Annotated in this window: 19 protein-coding genes; 17 read left to right on the forward strand and 2 right to left on the reverse strand. The window is 64.7% G+C overall.

Going from position 1 to position 16,415, the window contains the following annotated elements; translation table 11 throughout:
• The first annotated feature begins 25 nt into the window (after positions 1–25).
• Positions 26–376 (forward strand): hypothetical protein, encoded by a 351-nt coding sequence (locus ACFQ3C_RS04825; RefSeq protein ID WP_380789337.1) that lies wholly within the window; start codon positions 26–28, stop codon positions 374–376.
• A 146-nt stretch (positions 377–522) separates the two neighbouring features.
• Here ACFQ3C_RS04825 and ACFQ3C_RS04830 read toward each other — a convergent pair whose 3' ends face one another.
• Positions 523–720, reverse strand: a complete 198-nt coding sequence (locus ACFQ3C_RS04830) for a DUF1127 domain-containing protein (protein WP_380789338.1) — start codon at positions 718–720, stop codon at positions 523–525.
• 363 nt (positions 721–1,083) lie between these two features.
• Here ACFQ3C_RS04830 and ruvC point away from each other — a divergent pair, with 363 nt between their 5' ends.
• Genes ruvC through ACFQ3C_RS04850 form a run of 4 tightly spaced genes read left to right on the forward strand, consistent with a single transcriptional unit; the run spans position 1,084 to position 3,982 of the window.
• Complete coding sequence (gene ruvC / locus ACFQ3C_RS04835) at positions 1,084–1,590, forward strand: crossover junction endodeoxyribonuclease RuvC (protein WP_380789806.1); 507 nt, start codon at positions 1,084–1,086, stop codon at positions 1,588–1,590.
• A complete protein-coding gene (gene ruvA / locus ACFQ3C_RS04840) occupies positions 1,587–2,276 on the forward strand; it encodes a Holliday junction branch migration protein RuvA (RefSeq protein ID WP_380789339.1) in 690 nt (229 codons plus the stop codon). The genes ruvC and ruvA overlap by 4 nt, the downstream gene beginning before the upstream one ends.
• A 3-nt stretch (positions 2,277–2,279) precedes the next feature.
• On the forward strand, positions 2,280–3,299 hold the full coding sequence (ruvB, locus tag ACFQ3C_RS04845) for a Holliday junction branch migration DNA helicase RuvB (protein WP_068291949.1): 1,020 nt from the start codon (positions 2,280–2,282) through the stop codon (positions 3,297–3,299).
• Positions 3,300–3,346: 47 nt separating this feature from the next.
• Entirely contained in the window at positions 3,347–3,982 is a 636-nt protein-coding gene (locus ACFQ3C_RS04850; protein WP_380789340.1) for a hypothetical protein, read from the forward strand.
• Positions 3,983–3,985: 3 nt separating this feature from the next.
• Here ACFQ3C_RS04850 and ACFQ3C_RS04855 read toward each other — a convergent pair whose 3' ends face one another.
• Complete coding sequence (locus tag ACFQ3C_RS04855) at positions 3,986–4,807, reverse strand: IclR family transcriptional regulator (protein WP_380789341.1); 822 nt, start codon at positions 4,805–4,807, stop codon at positions 3,986–3,988.
• A 214-nt stretch (positions 4,808–5,021) separates the two neighbouring features.
• Between ACFQ3C_RS04855 and bhcA the strand changes: the two genes are divergently transcribed.
• From bhcA to tilS, 12 genes are all read left to right on the forward strand, one after another.
• On the forward strand, positions 5,022–6,212 hold the full coding sequence (bhcA, locus tag ACFQ3C_RS04860) for an L-aspartate--glyoxylate aminotransferase BhcA (protein WP_380789342.1): 1,191 nt from the start codon (positions 5,022–5,024) through the stop codon (positions 6,210–6,212).
• 7 nt (positions 6,213–6,219) lie between these two features.
• A complete protein-coding gene (gene bhcB / locus ACFQ3C_RS04865; protein WP_380789343.1) occupies positions 6,220–7,182 on the forward strand; it encodes a beta-hydroxyaspartate dehydratase BhcB in 963 nt (320 codons plus the stop codon).
• Positions 7,183–7,193: 11 nt separating this feature from the next.
• Positions 7,194–8,357: a 3-hydroxy-D-aspartate aldolase BhcC gene (gene bhcC, locus ACFQ3C_RS04870; RefSeq protein WP_380789344.1), complete on the forward strand. Its 1,164-nt coding sequence runs from the start codon at positions 7,194–7,196 to the stop codon at positions 8,355–8,357.
• A 10-nt stretch (positions 8,358–8,367) separates the two neighbouring features.
• The gene (bhcD, locus tag ACFQ3C_RS04875; RefSeq protein ID WP_380789808.1) at positions 8,368–9,333 is read left to right on the forward strand and encodes an iminosuccinate reductase BhcD; all 966 of its coding nucleotides are present in this window, start codon (positions 8,368–8,370) and stop codon (positions 9,331–9,333) included.
• Between the two features lie 65 nt (positions 9,334–9,398).
• Positions 9,399–9,785, forward strand: coding sequence for a tol-pal system-associated acyl-CoA thioesterase (ybgC, locus tag ACFQ3C_RS04880; RefSeq protein WP_380789345.1), 387 nt, complete (start codon positions 9,399–9,401; stop codon positions 9,783–9,785).
• Positions 9,786–9,884: 99 nt separating this feature from the next.
• Positions 9,885–10,580 (forward strand): protein TolQ, encoded by a 696-nt coding sequence (gene tolQ / locus ACFQ3C_RS04885; RefSeq protein ID WP_380789346.1) that lies wholly within the window; start codon positions 9,885–9,887, stop codon positions 10,578–10,580.
• Positions 10,581–10,583: 3 nt separating this feature from the next.
• The gene (tolR, locus tag ACFQ3C_RS04890; protein ID WP_380789347.1) at positions 10,584–11,078 is read left to right on the forward strand and encodes a protein TolR; all 495 of its coding nucleotides are present in this window, start codon (positions 10,584–10,586) and stop codon (positions 11,076–11,078) included.
• Positions 11,079–11,085: 7 nt separating this feature from the next.
• The gene (locus ACFQ3C_RS04895; protein WP_380789349.1) at positions 11,086–12,228 is read left to right on the forward strand and encodes an energy transducer TonB; all 1,143 of its coding nucleotides are present in this window, start codon (positions 11,086–11,088) and stop codon (positions 12,226–12,228) included.
• Positions 12,225–13,547 carry a Tol-Pal system beta propeller repeat protein TolB gene (gene tolB / locus ACFQ3C_RS04900; protein WP_380789350.1) on the forward strand — a complete coding sequence of 441 codons (1,323 nt, stop codon included), beginning with the start codon at positions 12,225–12,227 and terminating at the stop codon, positions 13,545–13,547. The genes ACFQ3C_RS04895 and tolB overlap by 4 nt, the downstream gene beginning before the upstream one ends.
• A 103-nt stretch (positions 13,548–13,650) precedes the next feature.
• On the forward strand, positions 13,651–14,166 hold the full coding sequence (gene pal / locus ACFQ3C_RS04905) for a peptidoglycan-associated lipoprotein Pal (protein ID WP_380789351.1): 516 nt from the start codon (positions 13,651–13,653) through the stop codon (positions 14,164–14,166).
• An 85-nt stretch (positions 14,167–14,251) separates the two neighbouring features.
• A complete protein-coding gene (gene ybgF, locus ACFQ3C_RS04910) occupies positions 14,252–15,082 on the forward strand; it encodes a tol-pal system protein YbgF (protein ID WP_380789809.1) in 831 nt (276 codons plus the stop codon).
• Positions 15,073–16,335, forward strand: coding sequence for a tRNA lysidine(34) synthetase TilS (tilS, locus tag ACFQ3C_RS04915; protein ID WP_380789352.1), 1,263 nt, complete (start codon positions 15,073–15,075; stop codon positions 16,333–16,335). The genes ybgF and tilS overlap by 10 nt, the downstream gene beginning before the upstream one ends.
• The last annotated feature ends 80 nt before the right edge of the window (positions 16,336–16,415 follow it).

The raw sequence follows: 16,415 nt of genomic DNA on the forward strand, positions 1-16,415 counted from the left end.
GGGGGCCGATATCAGGAGTTCCGTCATGTCGGACGCTTTTTTTGAATTCGACAACCGCATCCGGCGTATCAACCGCAAGCGCATCAATCTTGCCGGTGGTTACGTATCGGTCGTGGGCGACGATGGTTTGATCGTCGTGAAGCCGCGCAGAAAGCGCGCGCGTGTACCCGTGAAATCGTTTCTTTTCCTTGCAATCGGTCTTGTCGCCTTCAAGGCGATGATCGTGGTGGGCCTTGGTCAGCCTGTCTATCAGGACCGGCTTGACAAGCTGAGCGCGGGCTCGACCATCGAACGTGCCGGCGCCTGGGTCATGCAGATGGATCCCTTGACCATCACGCTGGCCACGACGATCCGCGCCCAACTGCCGAATTTCTGACAGGGCACGCGCGACCGACCGCTGACGCCTTGCCATGCAGGGGCGCTTGCGGACCAGGATCCGCAAGGGATCACAAAACAACAAAGCCGCGCGGCCCTTAGGGACGCACGGCTTTTTTCATCGGCACGGGTGACCGGGCGACGCGATCAGCGGTTCTTGACCACCACGTCGATGTCGCCACGGCACAGGCCGATATCTTCCAGTTCGCGATCCGACAGACGCGACAGGGCGTTGCGGGTGATGCGGGCGTCATTCCAGGCGGCGAACATGCCGACCATGGTCGAGAAGAAACCGGTCAGGCCAGCGGCCTGGGCGGTCGTGCGGGGGGCGTCGTAAACAGCCATTTTCAGATCCTCGGTTGCGCGTTTGCGCGTGAATTGATGCAAGTGAAGTCAAGACCCTCTCGGATCTCTTTCTGCAGCTGCACATAGAGTGCCTTTATTTGCCGCACAAGGCGGGCGCATTGCATAGGTCTTATGCGACTTTTGCATGGGTCACGATTGATGAAAAATCTAATAAAACATGGCGAAAATAGGGCACAGTTTCTGTCGCATTCAGCCTATCAAGCGACGAAATCCGGCATGTTTCTGCGATGCAGCATCGCGCTGTTGCATACGCGCGGCACAAGCCTGCCCCGCTCTTTGGGATTGGCCTTTGTTCGCCTTTCGTGCTAGTGCATCAAAAAAGCAACAGAGCAGGGGTGAATGATGCGGGTTTTAGGGATCGATCCCGGCTTGAGGAACCTCGGCTGGGGTATCATCGATGTCGATGGCAGCCGCCTGTCTCATGTCGCCAACGGGATTTGCCATTCGGCCGGGGACGATCTGTCACTGCGCCTGCTGGCGCTGCACCGGCAATTGACCGAAGTGCTGGAGCGATATCGCCCTGAAACCGCAGCGGTTGAACATACGTTCGTGAACAAGGATGGTGTCGCCACCCTCAAGCTGGGGCAGGCGCGCGGGATCGCGCTGCTGGTGCCGGCGCAGGCGGGGCTGGACGTTGCCGAATATGCCCCCAACGCGGTCAAGAAGACGGTCGTGGGCGTGGGGCATGCCGCCAAGGAACAGGTGCAGCACATGGTGCGAATGCAATTGCCCGGCGTGGTGCTGACCGGTCCCGATGCCGCCGACGCCCTGGCCATCGCCATCTGTCATGCCCATCACGGCGCGGCGGGCAGCGCCCTGGCGCAGGCGATCCGAAAGGCCACCGCATGATCGGCAAGCTGACGGGACGCCTCGATTACCGGTCCGAGGATCACGTCCTGATCGACGTGGGCGGGGTCGGCTATCTTGTCTATTGTTCGGACCGCACCCTTGCGGCGCTGCCGGGGCCGGGACAAGTGGTGGCGCTTTATACCGATCTGGTGGTGCGCGAAGACCTGATGCAGCTTTTCGGGTTTCCGACACTGCTGGAAAAGGAATGGCACCGCCTGCTGATGGGCGTGCAGGGGGTGGGGGCCAAGGCCTCGCTTGCGATTCTGGGTGCGCTGGGCGCCGAAGGTGTCAGCCGGGCGATCATGCTGGGCGACATCAATGCGATCAAGGCCGCAAAGGGTATCGGCCCCAAGACCGCGCAGCGCGTGGTGATCGAATTGAAGGACAAGGCCCCCGGCGTGATGGCGATGGGTGGCACGCTGTCGGCGGCCATGGGAACGGCACCCGCCGCGCCGGAGGGCGAAGTGCTGGACACGGCCCCTGCTGCTGCGCGCAAGCCTGCGCCCCCCGCGCGCCCCTTGGGCAGTGCCGCCGCGCAATCGGATGCCTTGTCGGCCCTGACGAACCTGGGGTATTCCCCCTCCGACGCGGCGGGCGCCGTGGCCCGCGCCGCCGCCGACGCGCCCGAGGCCGATGCCGCCGCCCTGATCCGCGCCGCCCTCAAGGCGCTGGCCCCGAAAGGGTAACAGATGACGCAGCCCGATCCGATCCTGGACCCCGAACGCCAGCCCGAGGATAATGACCGTGCCCTGCGCCCGCAGGGTCTGGACGAATTCATCGGCCAGGCCGAAGCGCGGGCGAACCTGCGTGTCTTTATCCAGTCCGCCCGCCAGCGCGGCGAAGCGATGGATCACACGCTGTTCCATGGCCCGCCCGGCCTGGGCAAGACCACGCTGGCGCAGATCATGGCGCGCGAACTGGGTGTGGGGTTCCGCATGACATCGGGCCCGGTTCTGGCCAAGGCGGGCGATCTGGCGGCGATCCTGACCAACCTGGAAGCGCGTGATGTTCTGTTCATCGACGAAATCCACCGTCTGAACCCGGCGGTCGAAGAGGTGCTTTACCCCGCGCTGGAAGACTTCCAGCTGGATCTGGTGATCGGCGAAGGCCCCGCCGCACGCACCGTGCGGATCGAGTTGCAGCCCTTCACGCTGGTGGGCGCCACGACACGCATGGGCCTGCTGACCACGCCGCTGCGCGACCGTTTCGGTATTCCGACACGGCTGGTCTTTTATACCGACGCCGAACTTTACGAGATCGTGGTCCGCAATGCGCGGCTGCTGGGCGCACCTGCCGAGGAAGGTGGCGCGATGGAAATCGCGCGCCGGTCCCGCGGCACACCGCGGATCGCGGGCCGCCTGCTGCGCCGGGTCGTGGATTTCGCCCTGATCGAGGGCAATGGCCGCGTGACGCGCGAGATAGCCGATTACGCCCTGACCCGGCTGGGTGTGGATCACCTGGGCCTGGACGGGGCGGACCGGCGGTATCTGCGCCTGATCGCCGAGAATTACGGCGGCGGCCCGGTCGGCATCGAGACCCTGTCGGCCGCCCTGTCGGAAAGCCGCGATGCGCTGGAAGAAGTGATCGAGCCGTTCCTTTTGCAACAGGGTCTGATCCAGCGGACCCCGCGCGGCCGGATGCTGGCGCAGAAGGCCTGGACCCATCTGGGGCTGGACGCGCCCAAACGCGAGGCTGATCTGTTTGGCTGAGGGCGGATTTTGAGTATTTCTGGAACGATGAAGGGAAGGGGCGCGGCATGGCGGATGCGTTGACAGCCAGGGATGTCGAGGCGCTGTTCACCCGCGCCGACGGATCCTATGCCTTTGCCCGCTGGGGCCGGCCGATCGCGCCGGTAGTTTTTGGCGTTGAAGAAGATACGCTGACGGTGATCAAGGGCGCGCTGGAGGCGGTGGTGGCACTGGCGGGCCACAGGATGGCCGAGACCGATCCGGAGCTGGGCGCCAATCTGATGGTGTTCTTCTTCCGCGAGTGGGACGAGTTGCCCGAGGTGCCGAACCTGGACCGGCTGGTGCCGGATCTGGTGCCGCTGGTGGCAAAGCTGAAAGCCGTGGAAGCAAACCAGTATCGCATTTTCCGCTTCGATCCAGATGGCGGCATCAAGGCCAGTTTCGTGTTCCTGCGGATGGATGCGGCGCTGTCGGCCGTGTCCGCCGATGTGCTGGCGCTGTCGCAGGTCGTGCAGACCATCCTGCTGTGGTCGGATAGGGCGTTTCGGGACCGATCGCCCCTGGCTGTGCTGGAGGGGCGCACGATCCTGCGCCCCGAGATCGCGGGGCTGATCCGCGCCGCCTATGATCCGGTCATGCCGGTGGCGGCGCGCGATCCATCCCATGCGCTGCGCCTGCAGGCGCGGTTGCGCGCCGCACAGTAGCGATCAGGCCGGGCTGCGCCCGCCCATGGCGCGCGTGATCTCGGCCGCAGCCTCGGCAACCTGGCGGCCATATTCAAGGCTGCTGCGGGCATCGAAGCGGGCCGAGGGCCCGGAGATCGACACGCCGCCCACGGCCTGCCCCTGGGCGTCGAAAATGGCGGCCCCGATGCAGGACATGCCGATGTGGCGTTCTTCCTGATCGAAAGACCAGCCGCGCGCGCGGGTCTGATCCAGATCGGAAAAGAGCGCGGCGGGCGTCGAGAGCGTGCGCTCGGTGAAGGCGGGCAGGCCGGAAGACTGGATCAGCGCGCGCAAGCGATCCTCGGGCAGGGTGGCGAGTATCGCCTTGCCGGTGCCCGAGGCATGCATGGGCGTGCGCGTGCCGGGGTTGAAGAAGGCGCGGATCGGGTTCGGTGTTTCGATCTGGCCGATAAAGACCACCTCGGCGCGATCGCGGATGGCTAGGTTCGCAGTCTCGCCCGTGGCCTGCATCAGGGCACGCATCACGGGACGGCTGATATCGGCAAGGTTCATCCTTTTGAGGAAGGAGGCGCCGGTGCGATAAGCCTCGATCCCGACCATCCAGTCCTGCGTGGCCTCATCGAGCTCGGCAAAGCGGTGCTTTTGCAGTGTGGTCAGGATACGATGGGTCGTGGCGGTGGGAATGCCAAGCGCCAGCGACAGGTCCGTCAGCGAGGCCCGTTCCAGCCGCGCCAGCGCGTTCAGCACCCCAAGCGCGCGGTCCAGCGCCTGCATGGTCTGGCCGCCCGTATCGGTAAAAGGGGATTTCGGCCGTCCCCGTGCCTTGCGTTCTGCCTGTGCCACCTGTGCGATTCCTTGCTGTTATTGCTGCCGTGCAGCATAAAATCAGTTATAAAAAATATTTTCAATACTGCAATGGAAAAATTTTTTGAAAACATGAAAAACAAATAAAAACAATAGGTAGTGTTTTTCATTTCACTAATGGAAAAGGGTTTTGAGAAAATTGTAGAATGCGGCACTTGTGATATGGTCTGTTGATCCTTGGAGGAGAGCGACCATGTCTGACCAGAATCCTGTCTTCATTCCCGGCCCGACCAATATCCCGGACCGGCTGCGCCATGCGATGCTGGTGCAGACCCGCGACCACCGCGCGCCTGACTTTGTGGAAACCCTGGCCCCCGTGCTTGAGGATACCAAGCGCGTTTTCGGCACCGCCACCGGCCGCGTCATCACCTTTCCGGCCAGCGGCACCGGCGGTTGGGAAGCGGCGATCAGCAATACCCTGTCGCCGGGCGATACCGTGCTGGTGGCGCGCTACGGCATGTTCTCGCACCGCTGGATCGACATGTGCGAGCGGCACGGGCTGGATGTGCAGATCATCGAATGCGAATGGGGGACCGGCGCGCCCGCCGCACGGTTCGAGGCGGCGCTGAGCGCCGACAAGGCCCGCAAGATCAAGGCGGTTCTGGTCACCCATAACGAAACCGCAACCGGCGTGAAATCCGACATCGCCGCCGTGCGCGCCGCGATGGATGCGGCCAGCCACCCCGCGCTGCTGATGGTGGATTGCGTCAGCTCATTGGCCTCCATGCCCTTCGAGATGGACGCCTGGGGCGTCGATATCGCTGTTGCGGGTTCCCAGAAAGGGTTCATGCTGGCCACCGGCATGGTGATCCTTGGGGTCAGCCAGAAGGCGCTGGATCACATGGAAAGCGCGAAACTGCCGCGCACCTTCTTCGATTTCCGCGACATGATGAACAGCAATGCCAAGGGCGGTTTTCCCTATACGCCGCCGTTGCAGCTGATCTACGGGATGCGCGAAAGCCTGAAGATGCTGTTCGAGGAGGGTCTGGACAATGTCTATGCCCGCCATACCCGGCTGGCCGAAGGCGTGCGCGCCGCGACCCGCGCCTGGGGGCTGGATCTGGTGGCGCAGTCGCCCGATCTTTATTCCGACACCGTCAGCGCGATCTACGTGCCCAAGGGCTTTGACAGCAATGCCCTGACCGACCGGGCGTTCACGGCCTATGGGCTGTCCTTCGGCATCGGTCTGGGGCAGATGAACGGCCGCGCGTTCCGCATCGGCCATCTGGGCATGCTGACAGATGTCATGGTCCTGTCCGGTCTGGCCGGGATCGAGATGGCGATGGCCGACCTGAACTATCCGATCCGCCTGGGATCGGGTGTTGCCGCCGCGCAGGAGCATTTCCGCGCCTCGCGCCCTGCAATCCTGAAATCCGCTGCCTGAGGTTGCCATGAAAGACGTCATCTATCCCAGTTTCGACGATGTGATCGCGGCGCATGACCGCATCCGTCCCTATATCCACCGCACCCCGGTCCTGACCTCGAGCTATCTGAATGACCTGACCGGGGCCGATCTGCATTTCAAATGCGAGAACTTCCAGAAGGCGGGCGCCTTCAAGGTGCGCGGCGCCTGCAACGCGGTCTTCGGTCTGCCCGAGGACAAGCTGGAGCGCGGTGTCGCCACCCATTCCAGCGGCAACCATGCGCTGTCGCTGTCCTATGCGGCGGGGCGGCGGGGCATTCCCTGCACCGTGGTCATGCCGCGCACCGCACCCGAGGCCAAGAAGGCCGCCGTGCGCGGTTATGGTGGCCGGATCGTGGAATGCGAGCCCTCGACCTCCAGCCGCGAGGCGGTTTTCGAACAGGTCGTGGCCGAAACAGGCGCGGAATTCGTGCATCCCTACAATGACTTGCGCGTAATAACCGGACAGGCCACCTGTTCGCGCGAACTGATGGAGCAGGTCGAGGGGATCGAGGGGATCGTGGCCCCCATCGGTGGTGGCGGCATGATCTCGGGCACTTGCCTGACCGTGTCCAGCACTGCACCCGATGTGAAGATCTATGCGGCCGAGCCGCTGAACGCGGATGATGCCGCGCGCAGTTTCCGCGCCGGGCATATCATCGCCGACGACGCGCCGGTGACCGTGGCCGATGGTCTGAAAGTGCCGTTGAAGGAAAACACCTGGCACTATGTGTCGAACCATGTGACCGATATCCTGACCGCGACCGAGGACGAAATCATCGCGGCCATGAAGCTGACATGGGAGCGGATGAAGATCGTGATCGAACCCAGCTGCGCCGTGCCGCTGGCCGTGATCCTGAAAAACCCCGACGTCTTTGCCGGCAAGCGCATCGGCGTCATCATCACCGGCGGCAACGTCGACATGGATAAACTGCCCTGGTTCAAGGGCTGAGGAGAAGCACGATGAACAAGCATGTGAACCTGTCCGACCTTGAAGTCGGCTATGACATTCCCGCCGCCATCGGCATGGATGAATCCGAGATCCAGACGCCCTGTCTGATCCTGGATCTGGACGCGCTGGAGCGCAACATCGCCAAGATGGGCAAATTCGCCAAGGACATGGGCGTACGCCACCGGGTGCATGGCAAGATGCACAAATCGGTTGACGTCGCGCTGTTGCAGGAAAGCCTGGGCGGATCCTGCGGCGTCTGCTGCCAGAAAGTCTCCGAGGCCGAGGTGTTCGCCCGTGGCGGCATCAAGGATGTGCTGGTCAGCAACCAGGTGCGCGACCCGGCCAAGATCGACCGTCTGGCGCGGATCCCCAAGCTGGGCGCGCGCGCGATCTGCTGTGTGGATGACGTGACCAACGTGGCCGATCTGTCGGCGGCCGCCGTGCGGCATGGCACGCAGATCGAATGCCTGGTCGAGATTGATTGCGGGGCAGGGCGCTGCGGTGTCACCACCACGCCCGCCGTGATCGAGATCGCGAAGGCGATTGACGCGGCACCGGGGCTGAAATTCGCAGGGCTTCAGGCCTATCAGGGCGCGATGCAGCACATGGACAACTATGACGACCGCAAGGCCAAGATCGACATCGCCGTGGCGCAGGTGCGCGACGCGGTCGAGGGGCTGAAGGCTGTAGGTCTGGAGTGCGACATCGTCGGCGGTGGCGGCACGGGCAGCTATTACTTCGAAGGGAACTCGGGCGTTTACAACGAGTTGCAGTGCGGATCCTATGCGTTCATGGATGCGGATTATGGCCGCATCCTGGACAAGGACGGCAAGCGCATCGACCAGGGTGAATGGGAAAACGCGCTGTTCATCCTGACCAGCGTCATGTCCCATGCCAAGGCCGACAAGGCGATTGTCGATGCCGGCCTCAAGGCGCAGTCGGTCGACAGCGGTCTGCCGGTGATCTTTGGCCGCACCGATGTGCAATATGTGAAATGTTCGGATGAACATGGCGTCGTGGCCGACCCGGATGGTGTGCTGAAGGTCAATGACAAGCTGCGCCTGGTGCCCGGTCACTGCGATCCGACCTGCAATGTGCATGACTGGTATGTCGGCGTGCGGAACGGCAAGGTCGAAACCCTGTGGCCCGTATCGGCGCGCGGCAAGGCGTTCTGATATGCCCGAACTGCTGATCATCCCCGAGGATGTCTGCGCCCAGGTGGTGACGCCCGAGGCCGCCTTTACGGCGGTCGAGGGTGTCTTCGCCGCCATGGCGCGGGGTGACGCACGCAACTTTCCCGTGGTGCGCGAGGCGCTTGGCCATGCCGATGCGCTCTACGGGTTCAAGTCGGGATTTGACAAGGTGGGCATGGCGCTGGGCGTCAAGTCAGGTGGATTCTGGCCGGGCAACATGGCCAGGGGATTGACCAATCATCAGTCCACCATCTTCCTGTTTGACCCCGATACAGGCCAGTTGCAGGCGCTTGTTGGCGGCAACTATCTGACGGCGATCCGCACCGCGGCGGCATCCTCTGTGTCGATCGCGCATCTGGCCCGACCCGATGCAAAGGTGCTGGGCATGGTGGGGGCGGGGCATCAATCGACCTTCCAGCTGCGCGCGGCGGTGAAGCAGCGCGCCTTCGAGAAGGTGTTGGCCTGGAACCCGCATCCCGAGATGTTGCCGAAACTGGCCGCGGTCGCGGCCGAACTGGGCCTGCCCTTCGAAGCGGTTGACCGCGAGGCGCTGGGCGCCGCGGCGGATGTGATCATCACCATCACCTCGGCTTTTGAGCCCCTGATGATGCGCGACTGGATCAAGCCGGGCACGCATGTCGCCTGCATGGGGACGGATACGAAAGGCAAGCAGGAGGTGGATGCCAACCTGCTGGCGGCCGCATCCGTCTTTACCGACGAGGTGGCGCAATCCATCAGCATCGGCGAGGCGCAGCATGCCATCGCCACGGGCCTGATCCGCGAGGGTGACATCACACCCATCGGTGCGGTGATCAACGGCACCCAAAAGGGGCGCACGAACGCCGACCAGATCACGGTCTTCGACGGCACGGGTGTGGGCTTGCAGGATCTGGCCGTGGCCCATGTGGCGATGCGGGCCGCGCAGGAGCGCGGTCTGGGATCGCGCGCAACGCTCTGAGCCTTGCGGTCGGGGTGGTTTGTGGTCAAGTTTGACCCGAAGCACCCCGATCCGAAGGATAACCCATGCCCCATACCTTGCCGATCCGCGTCTATTACGAAGACACCGACATGGCGGGGATCGTCTATTACGCCAATTACCTGCGCTATATCGAACGGGCGCGCAGCGATTGGGTGCGCGGCCTGGGGATCGACCAGAACGCGATGAAGGCGCAGGGGCTTGTCTTCGCGGTGCGCCGGGTCGAGGCGGATTACCTGTTGCCCGCGCGTCTGGACGATGAACTGGTCGTCGAAACCGAGGTGGTGCAGGTGACCGGCGCGCGTCTGGTCATGGATCAGGTGGTCAAACGCGGCAAGGACCGGCTGTTTCATGCCATCGTGACGGTCGTCGTGATCACCGATACCGGCCATCCTGCCCGTATGCCGGCAAATATCCGCCATATGTTGCATTGACGTGATCAGATGACGCAGATGTGTTGGCCTTCCCCTTTCAACTAAGGTAGTTTGCCTGCCAAATGGACCGCAAAAGCGGCCGACACCAAGAGCAGGCTTATGGAAACCGAAATTATCGCTGGTGCCGCCACGGCGGATTATACCATGTGGGCCTTGTTTGCCCGCGCCACACTTGTCGTCAAACTGGTCATGATCATGCTGGTCCTGTGTTCGTTCTGGACATGGGCCATCGTCATCCAGAAAACGATCCTGTTCCGCAAGGCGCGCACCGAATCCACCGAATTCGACGCGGCCTTCTGGTCGGGCGAGCCGCTGGACGAGTTGTTCGACCAGATCGGCCCCGAGCCGGCGGGCGCTTCGCAGCGGGTCTTTGCGGCCGGCATGATGGAGTGGCGGCGCAGTCACCGCAACGATGGCGGGCTGATCGCGGGGGCGACCGCGCGGATCGACCGCAGCATGGATGTCGCCATCGCCAAGGAGGCGGACACGCTGCAATCCGGCCTGACGGTTCTGGCCACGATCGGATCGGCCGCACCCTTCATCGGGCTGTTCGGCACGGTATGGGGGATCATGCATTCCTTCATCGAGATCGCCAAGGCGCAGAACACCAGTCTGGCCGTGGTCGCCCCCGGTATTGCCGAGGCGCTTCTGGCCACGGGCATCGGCCTTGTCGCGGCCATTCCGGCGGTGATCTATTACAACAAGCTGAGTGCTGATGCGGATCGCATCATCGGGGGCTATGGCGCCTTTGCCGATGAATTCGCCACCATCCTCAGCCGCCAGTTGGATAGCTGACCGATGGGTGCGGGTGTCGTCAAGAACGGTGGTGGCGGATCGCGCCGGGGGCGGCGGCGCGGCGCGGGTCGCGCCGGTGTCGTGTCCGAGATCAACATCACGCCCTTCGTGGACGTGATGCTGGTGCTTTTGATCATCTTCATGGTCGCGGCCCCTTTGATGACGGTGGGCGTGCCGGTGGAATTGCCAAAGACGGCCGCCACATCGCTGCCCGCCGAGCAGGAAGAGCCGTTGAGCATCACCATGACGGCCGATGGTCAGGTCATGATCATGATGACCGAAGTGCCGCTGGACGAGCTGGTGCCGCGCTTGCAGGCCATCGCCGCCGAGCGTGAGGGCGACCGCGTCTTTCTGCGCGCGGATGGTGCGGTACCCTATGCCGAGGTGGTCACGGTCATGGGCGCGCTCAACCGTGGCGGTTTTTCCAACATCGGCCTGGTGACCGATCTTGGCGGGCCCGCCCTGGACGGACGCCAGCCCGCCGGGCAGGGCAACTGAGGGCGCCGTGCGGATCGGCTATTACATCTCTGGCGCCGGGCATATCGCCCTGATCCTGTTCGTGCTGTTCGGCGGGATGTTCAACTCCAGCCCGGAACCCTTCGAGGTGACGGAGGTGTCCGTCATTTCCGGAGCCGAGTTCGAGGCGATGATGGCCGCGGCGCAGCAGCCCGAGGCCACGACTGACGTGGCCATGCCAACCCCGCCCGCACCGCAGGAGGCGCCGCCGCCCGCCGAAAGCCAGCCCGATCCGACGCCACCCCCGCCGGTCGAGCCGCAGGTGACCGAGGCGCCGCCGCCCGATCCCGCGCCGCAACCGGCCGAGGCGCTGCCACCGCAGCCCGCCGAAGTGACCGACGCGGCCCCGGTTCTGGCCCCGCCGCCGCAGGAACAGGTGGTGCTGGCGCCGGACAATTCATCGCGCCCCGTGCCGCGCCCGGCCGAACGCGTGGCCCCCGAACCGGTGGCCGCGCCCGAGCCTGACACCCGCGTGGCCGATACCGTGACCGAGGAGGTCGTGCCCGACGCGGCCGCCGAGACGCCGCGCGAAGAAACCGAGGCCGGTGCCCCGGAAGAAGCCACGACCCAGATCGTGACAGAGGCGATGGAAAAGCCGTCCGCCGCGCCGACAAGCTCGATCCGGCCCAGGACCCGCCCCGCGCGGCCCGACCCCGTCGCCGAGGCCCCGCGCGATCCCGCGCCGCAGCCGCAACAGCAGCAGGCCGCACAGCCGCAGCCTTCGACCTCGGACGCGGTCAATGACGCCTTGCGTCAGGCGCTGGAAGGTGCGGGTGCGCCAAGTCCTGCCGCGGCGGGGCAAAGCGGCCCGCCCATGACCTCGGGCGAGCGTGACGCGCTGCGCGTCGCGGTGCAGCAATGCTGGAACGTGGGGTCGCTGTCCTCCGAGGCATTGCGTACAACGGTTGTCGTCGCGGTCTCGATGTCCGAAGATGGGCGTCCGATGAATGAGACGCTCAGGATGCTCAGCTATGATGGCGGGTCGGCCGACGCGGCGCGACAGGCCTTTGAATCGGCGCGCCGCGCGATCATCCGCTGCGGGGCCAATGGCTTCAACTTGCCACGGGACAAATACGCCCAGTGGCGTGATATCGAAATGACGTTCAATCCCGAGAACATGAGGATCAGATGATGACACGTGTGTTGACCCTGCTGGCGGCCCTGGTCGTGCTTGCCTTGCCGGCGGCGGCTCAGACCGGCCCTCTGCGCATCGAGATCACCGAGGGTGTGATCGAGCCCTTGCCCTTCGCCAATCCCGATTTCGTGGCCGAGAATGCCGCCGCGACCGAATTGGCACGGGCCATCGCGCGGGTCGTGGCCGAGGATCTGACAGGCACGGGCCTGTTCCGTGAGATCCCGTCGACTGCCTTCATCAGCCAGATCACCAGCTTCAACAGCCCCGTGCAATTCGCCGACTGGCGCGCGATCAACGCGCAGGCGCTGATCTCGGGGGCGGTCAGCGTGGGGGGCGACGGGTCCATCGCGGTCAAGTTCCGCCTTTACGATGTCTTTGCCGGGCAGGAACTGGGCGACGGGCTGCAATTCAACGGGACGCAAGCCGGCTGGCGGCGCATGGCCCACAAGGTGGCCGATGCGGTCTATAGCCGGATCACCGGCGAAGGCGGGTATTTCGACAGCCGCGTTGTCTATGTCGCCGAGACCGGCCCCAAGGACGACCGCCGCAAGCGTCTGGCGATCATGGATTACGATGGCGCCAATGTGCAATATCTGACCGACAGCGCATCCATCGTGCTGGCCCCGCGCTTTTCGCCCTCGGGCGACCGCATCCTGTTCACCAGCTACGAATCCGGTTTCCCGCGCATCTATGTGATGGATGTGGCATCGGTCGGGCGGCGCGCGCTGGCCACGCAGGACGGCACGATGAGCTTTGCGCCCCGCTTTGCCCCCGATGGCAACACGGTGGTCTATTCGCTGACCACGGGCGGCAATACCGACATCTACCGCATGGATATCAATTCGGGCGCGGCCACGCGCCTGACCTCGACCCCCTCGATCGAAACCGCGCCCAGCTTCAGCCCGGACGGCAGCCGGATCGTGTTTGAAAGCGACCGCAGCGGCACCCAGCAGCTTTACATCATGAGCGCGCAAGGCGGAGAGCCGCAGCGCATCAGCTTCGGACAGGGTCGTTACGGCACACCCGTCTGGTCGCCGCGCGGTGACCTGATCGCCTTTACCAAGCAGTCGAAAGGCCGCTTCCACATCGGCGTCATGCGGACCGACGGTTCCGAGGAACGGCTGCTGACCGCCTCGTTCCTCGACGAGGGGCCGACCTGGTCGCCCAATGGTCGGGTGATCATGTTCACCCGTGAGACGCAGGGCGAGGCAGGGTCCGCCTCGCTTTATTCGGTGGATATTTCGGGGCGTAATCTCAAGCAGATCAGGACCGAAGGCGGCGCATCGGATCCGGCCTGGTCACCGCTTCAAAGATAAGCCGGTCGCGCGGGCGTCGATTCCCTTGCCCGCGCGAATGTGTTAAGAACGAAAAAGACAGGTGGCAATCCTGATGACACACAACAAAAACGAGGCATCTCACATGGCACTTCTTTCGCGCGGCATCATCCTGGCATCGGTTCTCGCACTGGCCGCTTGCACCAATCCTGACCGTTTCGACAGCGCTGGCGGTGCCGGTGGCGCCGGCGGTATCGGTGGTATCGGCGCGCCGGGCAGCGCATCGGACCCGCGTTCGCCGCTCTATTTCCAGCAGACGATCGGTGATCGCGTGCTGTTCGCGGTCGACCAGTCCTCGATCACGCCTGAATTCCAGGCGGTTCTTGACGGGCAGGCACAATGGCTGATGACCAATACGGATTACGTCGCCATCATCGAAGGCCATGCCGACGAGCAGGGAACGCGGGAATACAACCTGGCCCTTGGCGCGCGCCGCGCCAATGCGGTGCAGGAATACCTGATTTCGCGCGGCGTCGCGCCCAGCCGCCTGCGGGTGATCAGCTATGGCAAGGAACGTCCGCTCGAACTGTGCAGCGTCGAATCCTGCTATTCCCAGAACCGCCGCGCCGTGACCGTCATCTCGGCCGGCCTGTCCGGCTGATCGGAGGGCATTCATGACGCTTTGCCGCGCATCACAGCCGGGTTTGGCCCGGGGGGCTGTTCTGGGGCATCTGCGCCTGCCGCTCATGGCTTTGGCCCTGGGCGCCAGCCTTGTCCTGCCGCAGGCCGCGCCCGCCCAGGACGCCCAGACATTGGCGGATATCCGGCAGGAAATGTCGGTTCTTTTCGTCGAGGTGCAGCGCCTGCGCCGTGAATTGTCCACGACAGGCGGGCCGGGGGTCACCATCCCCGGCGGCAGCGTTCTGGACCGTGTCGGCCTGATGGAAAGCGAATTGCAACGCCTGACCCGCAAGACCGAAGAGCTGGAATTCCGCATCAACGCGATCGTGTCTGACGGCACGACGCGCCTTGGCGATCTGGAATTCCGACTTTGCGAACTGGAACCGGCCTGCGACATCGGCAAACTGGGCCAGACCACGACGCTGGGCGGTGGTGCGGCACCCGCGACGACGGGGCAGATCGCCTCGCCGATCCAGCCGCCCCCCGCGCAGACAGCGCCCACGGCAGAGCTGGCCATCGGCGAGCGCGCTGATTTCGATCGCGCCGCGGCGGCGCTTGCATCCGGTGACTATCGCGGTGCCGCGGATCTCTTTGCGGCGTTCAATCAGACCTATCCGGGCGGACCACTCAGCGCCGAGGCCGATCTGAAACGCGGCCAGGCGCTGGCGCAGTTGGATGATGTGCGCGGTGCGGCCCGCGCCTATCTGTTGGCATTCACCACCGATCAGACCGGCCCGCAGGCGCCCGAGGCCCTGTTTCTTCTGGGCGAGGCGCTGGGTCGTCTGGGGCAGACACAGGAAGCCTGCACAACCTTGCAGGAGGTCGGATTGCGCTTTCCGCAATCGCCCAGCGTCGTTTCGGCACAAGAGGCCCGCGCGCGCCTGGGATGTCTTTGAACCCCAAGCCCGATGACAGTGCAGCGGCCGCGCAAGCGGCCGTTTCCACATCAATCGACCAGGCGGGCGATGGCGCTGTCGCCGTTGCCGTCTCGGGTGGCGGTGATTCCCTTGCCTTGCTGCATCTTGCCTGCCGCGCCCTGGCCGGAACGGGGCGGCCGCTGCGGGCGGTGACGGTCGATCACGGTCTGCGTGCGGAAAGCGCCGCCGAAGCCGCGCGCGTGTCCCGGTTGTGTCAGGCTCTGGGTGTTCCGCATGCCACGCTGGCTTGGGATGGCTGGACGGGGCGCGGCAACCTGCAGGCCCAGGCCCGCGCGGCGCGGTACCAGCTGATGGCCGACTGGGCGCTGGAGCAGGGTATCGGCATGGTGCTTCTGGGCCATACGCGCGATGATCAGGCCGAAACCTTCCTGATGCGGCTTGGCCGCACGGCCGGTGTCGATGGTCTGTCGGGCATGGTGGCGCGGTTTCAGCGCAACGGCGTGACCTGGTGCCGCCCGCTGCTGGAGTTCGACCGCGCCACGCTGCGCGCCTTTCTGCGCGACATCGGTGCGGACTGGATCGAGGATCCGTCAAATGACGACAGGCGCTTCGAGCGGGTGCGCGCGCGCGCCTCGCTTGAGGCTTTGGCCCCCCTTGGCATCGACGCGGCGATCCTGTCGCGCGTCATGCAGCAAATCAGCCAGGCGCGCGAGGCGCTGGACGCCTGTGCCGCCGCACTGGCGCGGGACCTGGTCCGGCAGGAACAGGGCGATCTGGTGCTGGATTGGGCCGGATTGGCGGCGCATCCGCTGGAACTGCGCCGCCGCGTTCTTGTGGCGGCGCTGATGTGGGTCGCCTCGGCCGCTTATCCGCCCCGGCGCGAGGATGTTCTGTCGCTTCTGTCAGATGGCGGTGCCGACGGGCAGCACACGGTTCTGGGATGCGTTCTGCGCCAGAAGGGGCACGCCCTGCGGATCTTTCGCGAATTCAACGCGGTGCGCGATCTGCGCGGCCCGACCGACAGGGTCTGGGACGGCCGATGGCGGCTGGACGGGCCGCATGATCCCGCTCTGTCGATTGCAGCATTGGGCGAGGCGGGCCTGCGGTTTTGCCCCGACTGGCGCGAGACAGGACACCTGCGCGCGGCGCTTCTGGCCTCGCCCGCGATCTGGCGCGGCGATACGCTTGTGGCCGCACCGCTGGCCGGATCGGGGCAGGGCTGGAGCGCGCGGATTGTCGCGGATTTTCACGACAGGGCGCTTTCGCATTGAAGTAAACCATTTGTTGCCTATTTTACCGCTATGGTTCGTAGCATATTGCATCGGGCCGCAAGATTTGTGGGAGACATGCC

The organism is Seohaeicola saemankumensis (genome assembly GCF_042678485.1).
GTDB lineage: Bacteria > Pseudomonadota > Alphaproteobacteria > Rhodobacterales > Rhodobacteraceae > Seohaeicola > Seohaeicola saemankumensis.

Coding starts and splice junctions, on each gene's coding strand:
- ACFQ3C_RS04825 (WP_380789337.1), top strand. CDS start 26: ATGTCGGACGCTTTTTTTGAATTCGACAACCGCATCCGGCGTATCAAC.
- ACFQ3C_RS04830 (WP_380789338.1), bottom strand. CDS start 720: ATGGCTGTTTACGACGCCCCCCGCACGACCGCCCAGGCCGCTGGCCTG.
- ruvC (WP_380789806.1), top strand. CDS start 1,084: ATGCGGGTTTTAGGGATCGATCCCGGCTTGAGGAACCTCGGCTGGGGT.
- ruvA (WP_380789339.1), top strand. CDS start 1,587: ATGATCGGCAAGCTGACGGGACGCCTCGATTACCGGTCCGAGGATCAC.
- ruvB (WP_068291949.1), top strand. CDS start 2,280: ATGACGCAGCCCGATCCGATCCTGGACCCCGAACGCCAGCCCGAGGAT.
- ACFQ3C_RS04850 (WP_380789340.1), top strand. CDS start 3,347: ATGGCGGATGCGTTGACAGCCAGGGATGTCGAGGCGCTGTTCACCCGC.
- bhcA (WP_380789342.1), top strand. CDS start 5,022: ATGTCTGACCAGAATCCTGTCTTCATTCCCGGCCCGACCAATATCCCG.
- bhcB (WP_380789343.1), top strand. CDS start 6,220: ATGAAAGACGTCATCTATCCCAGTTTCGACGATGTGATCGCGGCGCAT.
- bhcC (WP_380789344.1), top strand. CDS start 7,194: ATGAACAAGCATGTGAACCTGTCCGACCTTGAAGTCGGCTATGACATT.
- ybgC (WP_380789345.1), top strand. CDS start 9,399: ATGCCCCATACCTTGCCGATCCGCGTCTATTACGAAGACACCGACATG.
- tolQ (WP_380789346.1), top strand. CDS start 9,885: ATGGAAACCGAAATTATCGCTGGTGCCGCCACGGCGGATTATACCATG.
- tolR (WP_380789347.1), top strand. CDS start 10,584: ATGGGTGCGGGTGTCGTCAAGAACGGTGGTGGCGGATCGCGCCGGGGG.
- tolB (WP_380789350.1), top strand. CDS start 12,225: ATGATGACACGTGTGTTGACCCTGCTGGCGGCCCTGGTCGTGCTTGCC.
- pal (WP_380789351.1), top strand. CDS start 13,651: ATGGCACTTCTTTCGCGCGGCATCATCCTGGCATCGGTTCTCGCACTG.
- ybgF (WP_380789809.1), top strand. CDS start 14,252: ATGGCTTTGGCCCTGGGCGCCAGCCTTGTCCTGCCGCAGGCCGCGCCC.
- tilS (WP_380789352.1), top strand. CDS start 15,073: ATGTCTTTGAACCCCAAGCCCGATGACAGTGCAGCGGCCGCGCAAGCG.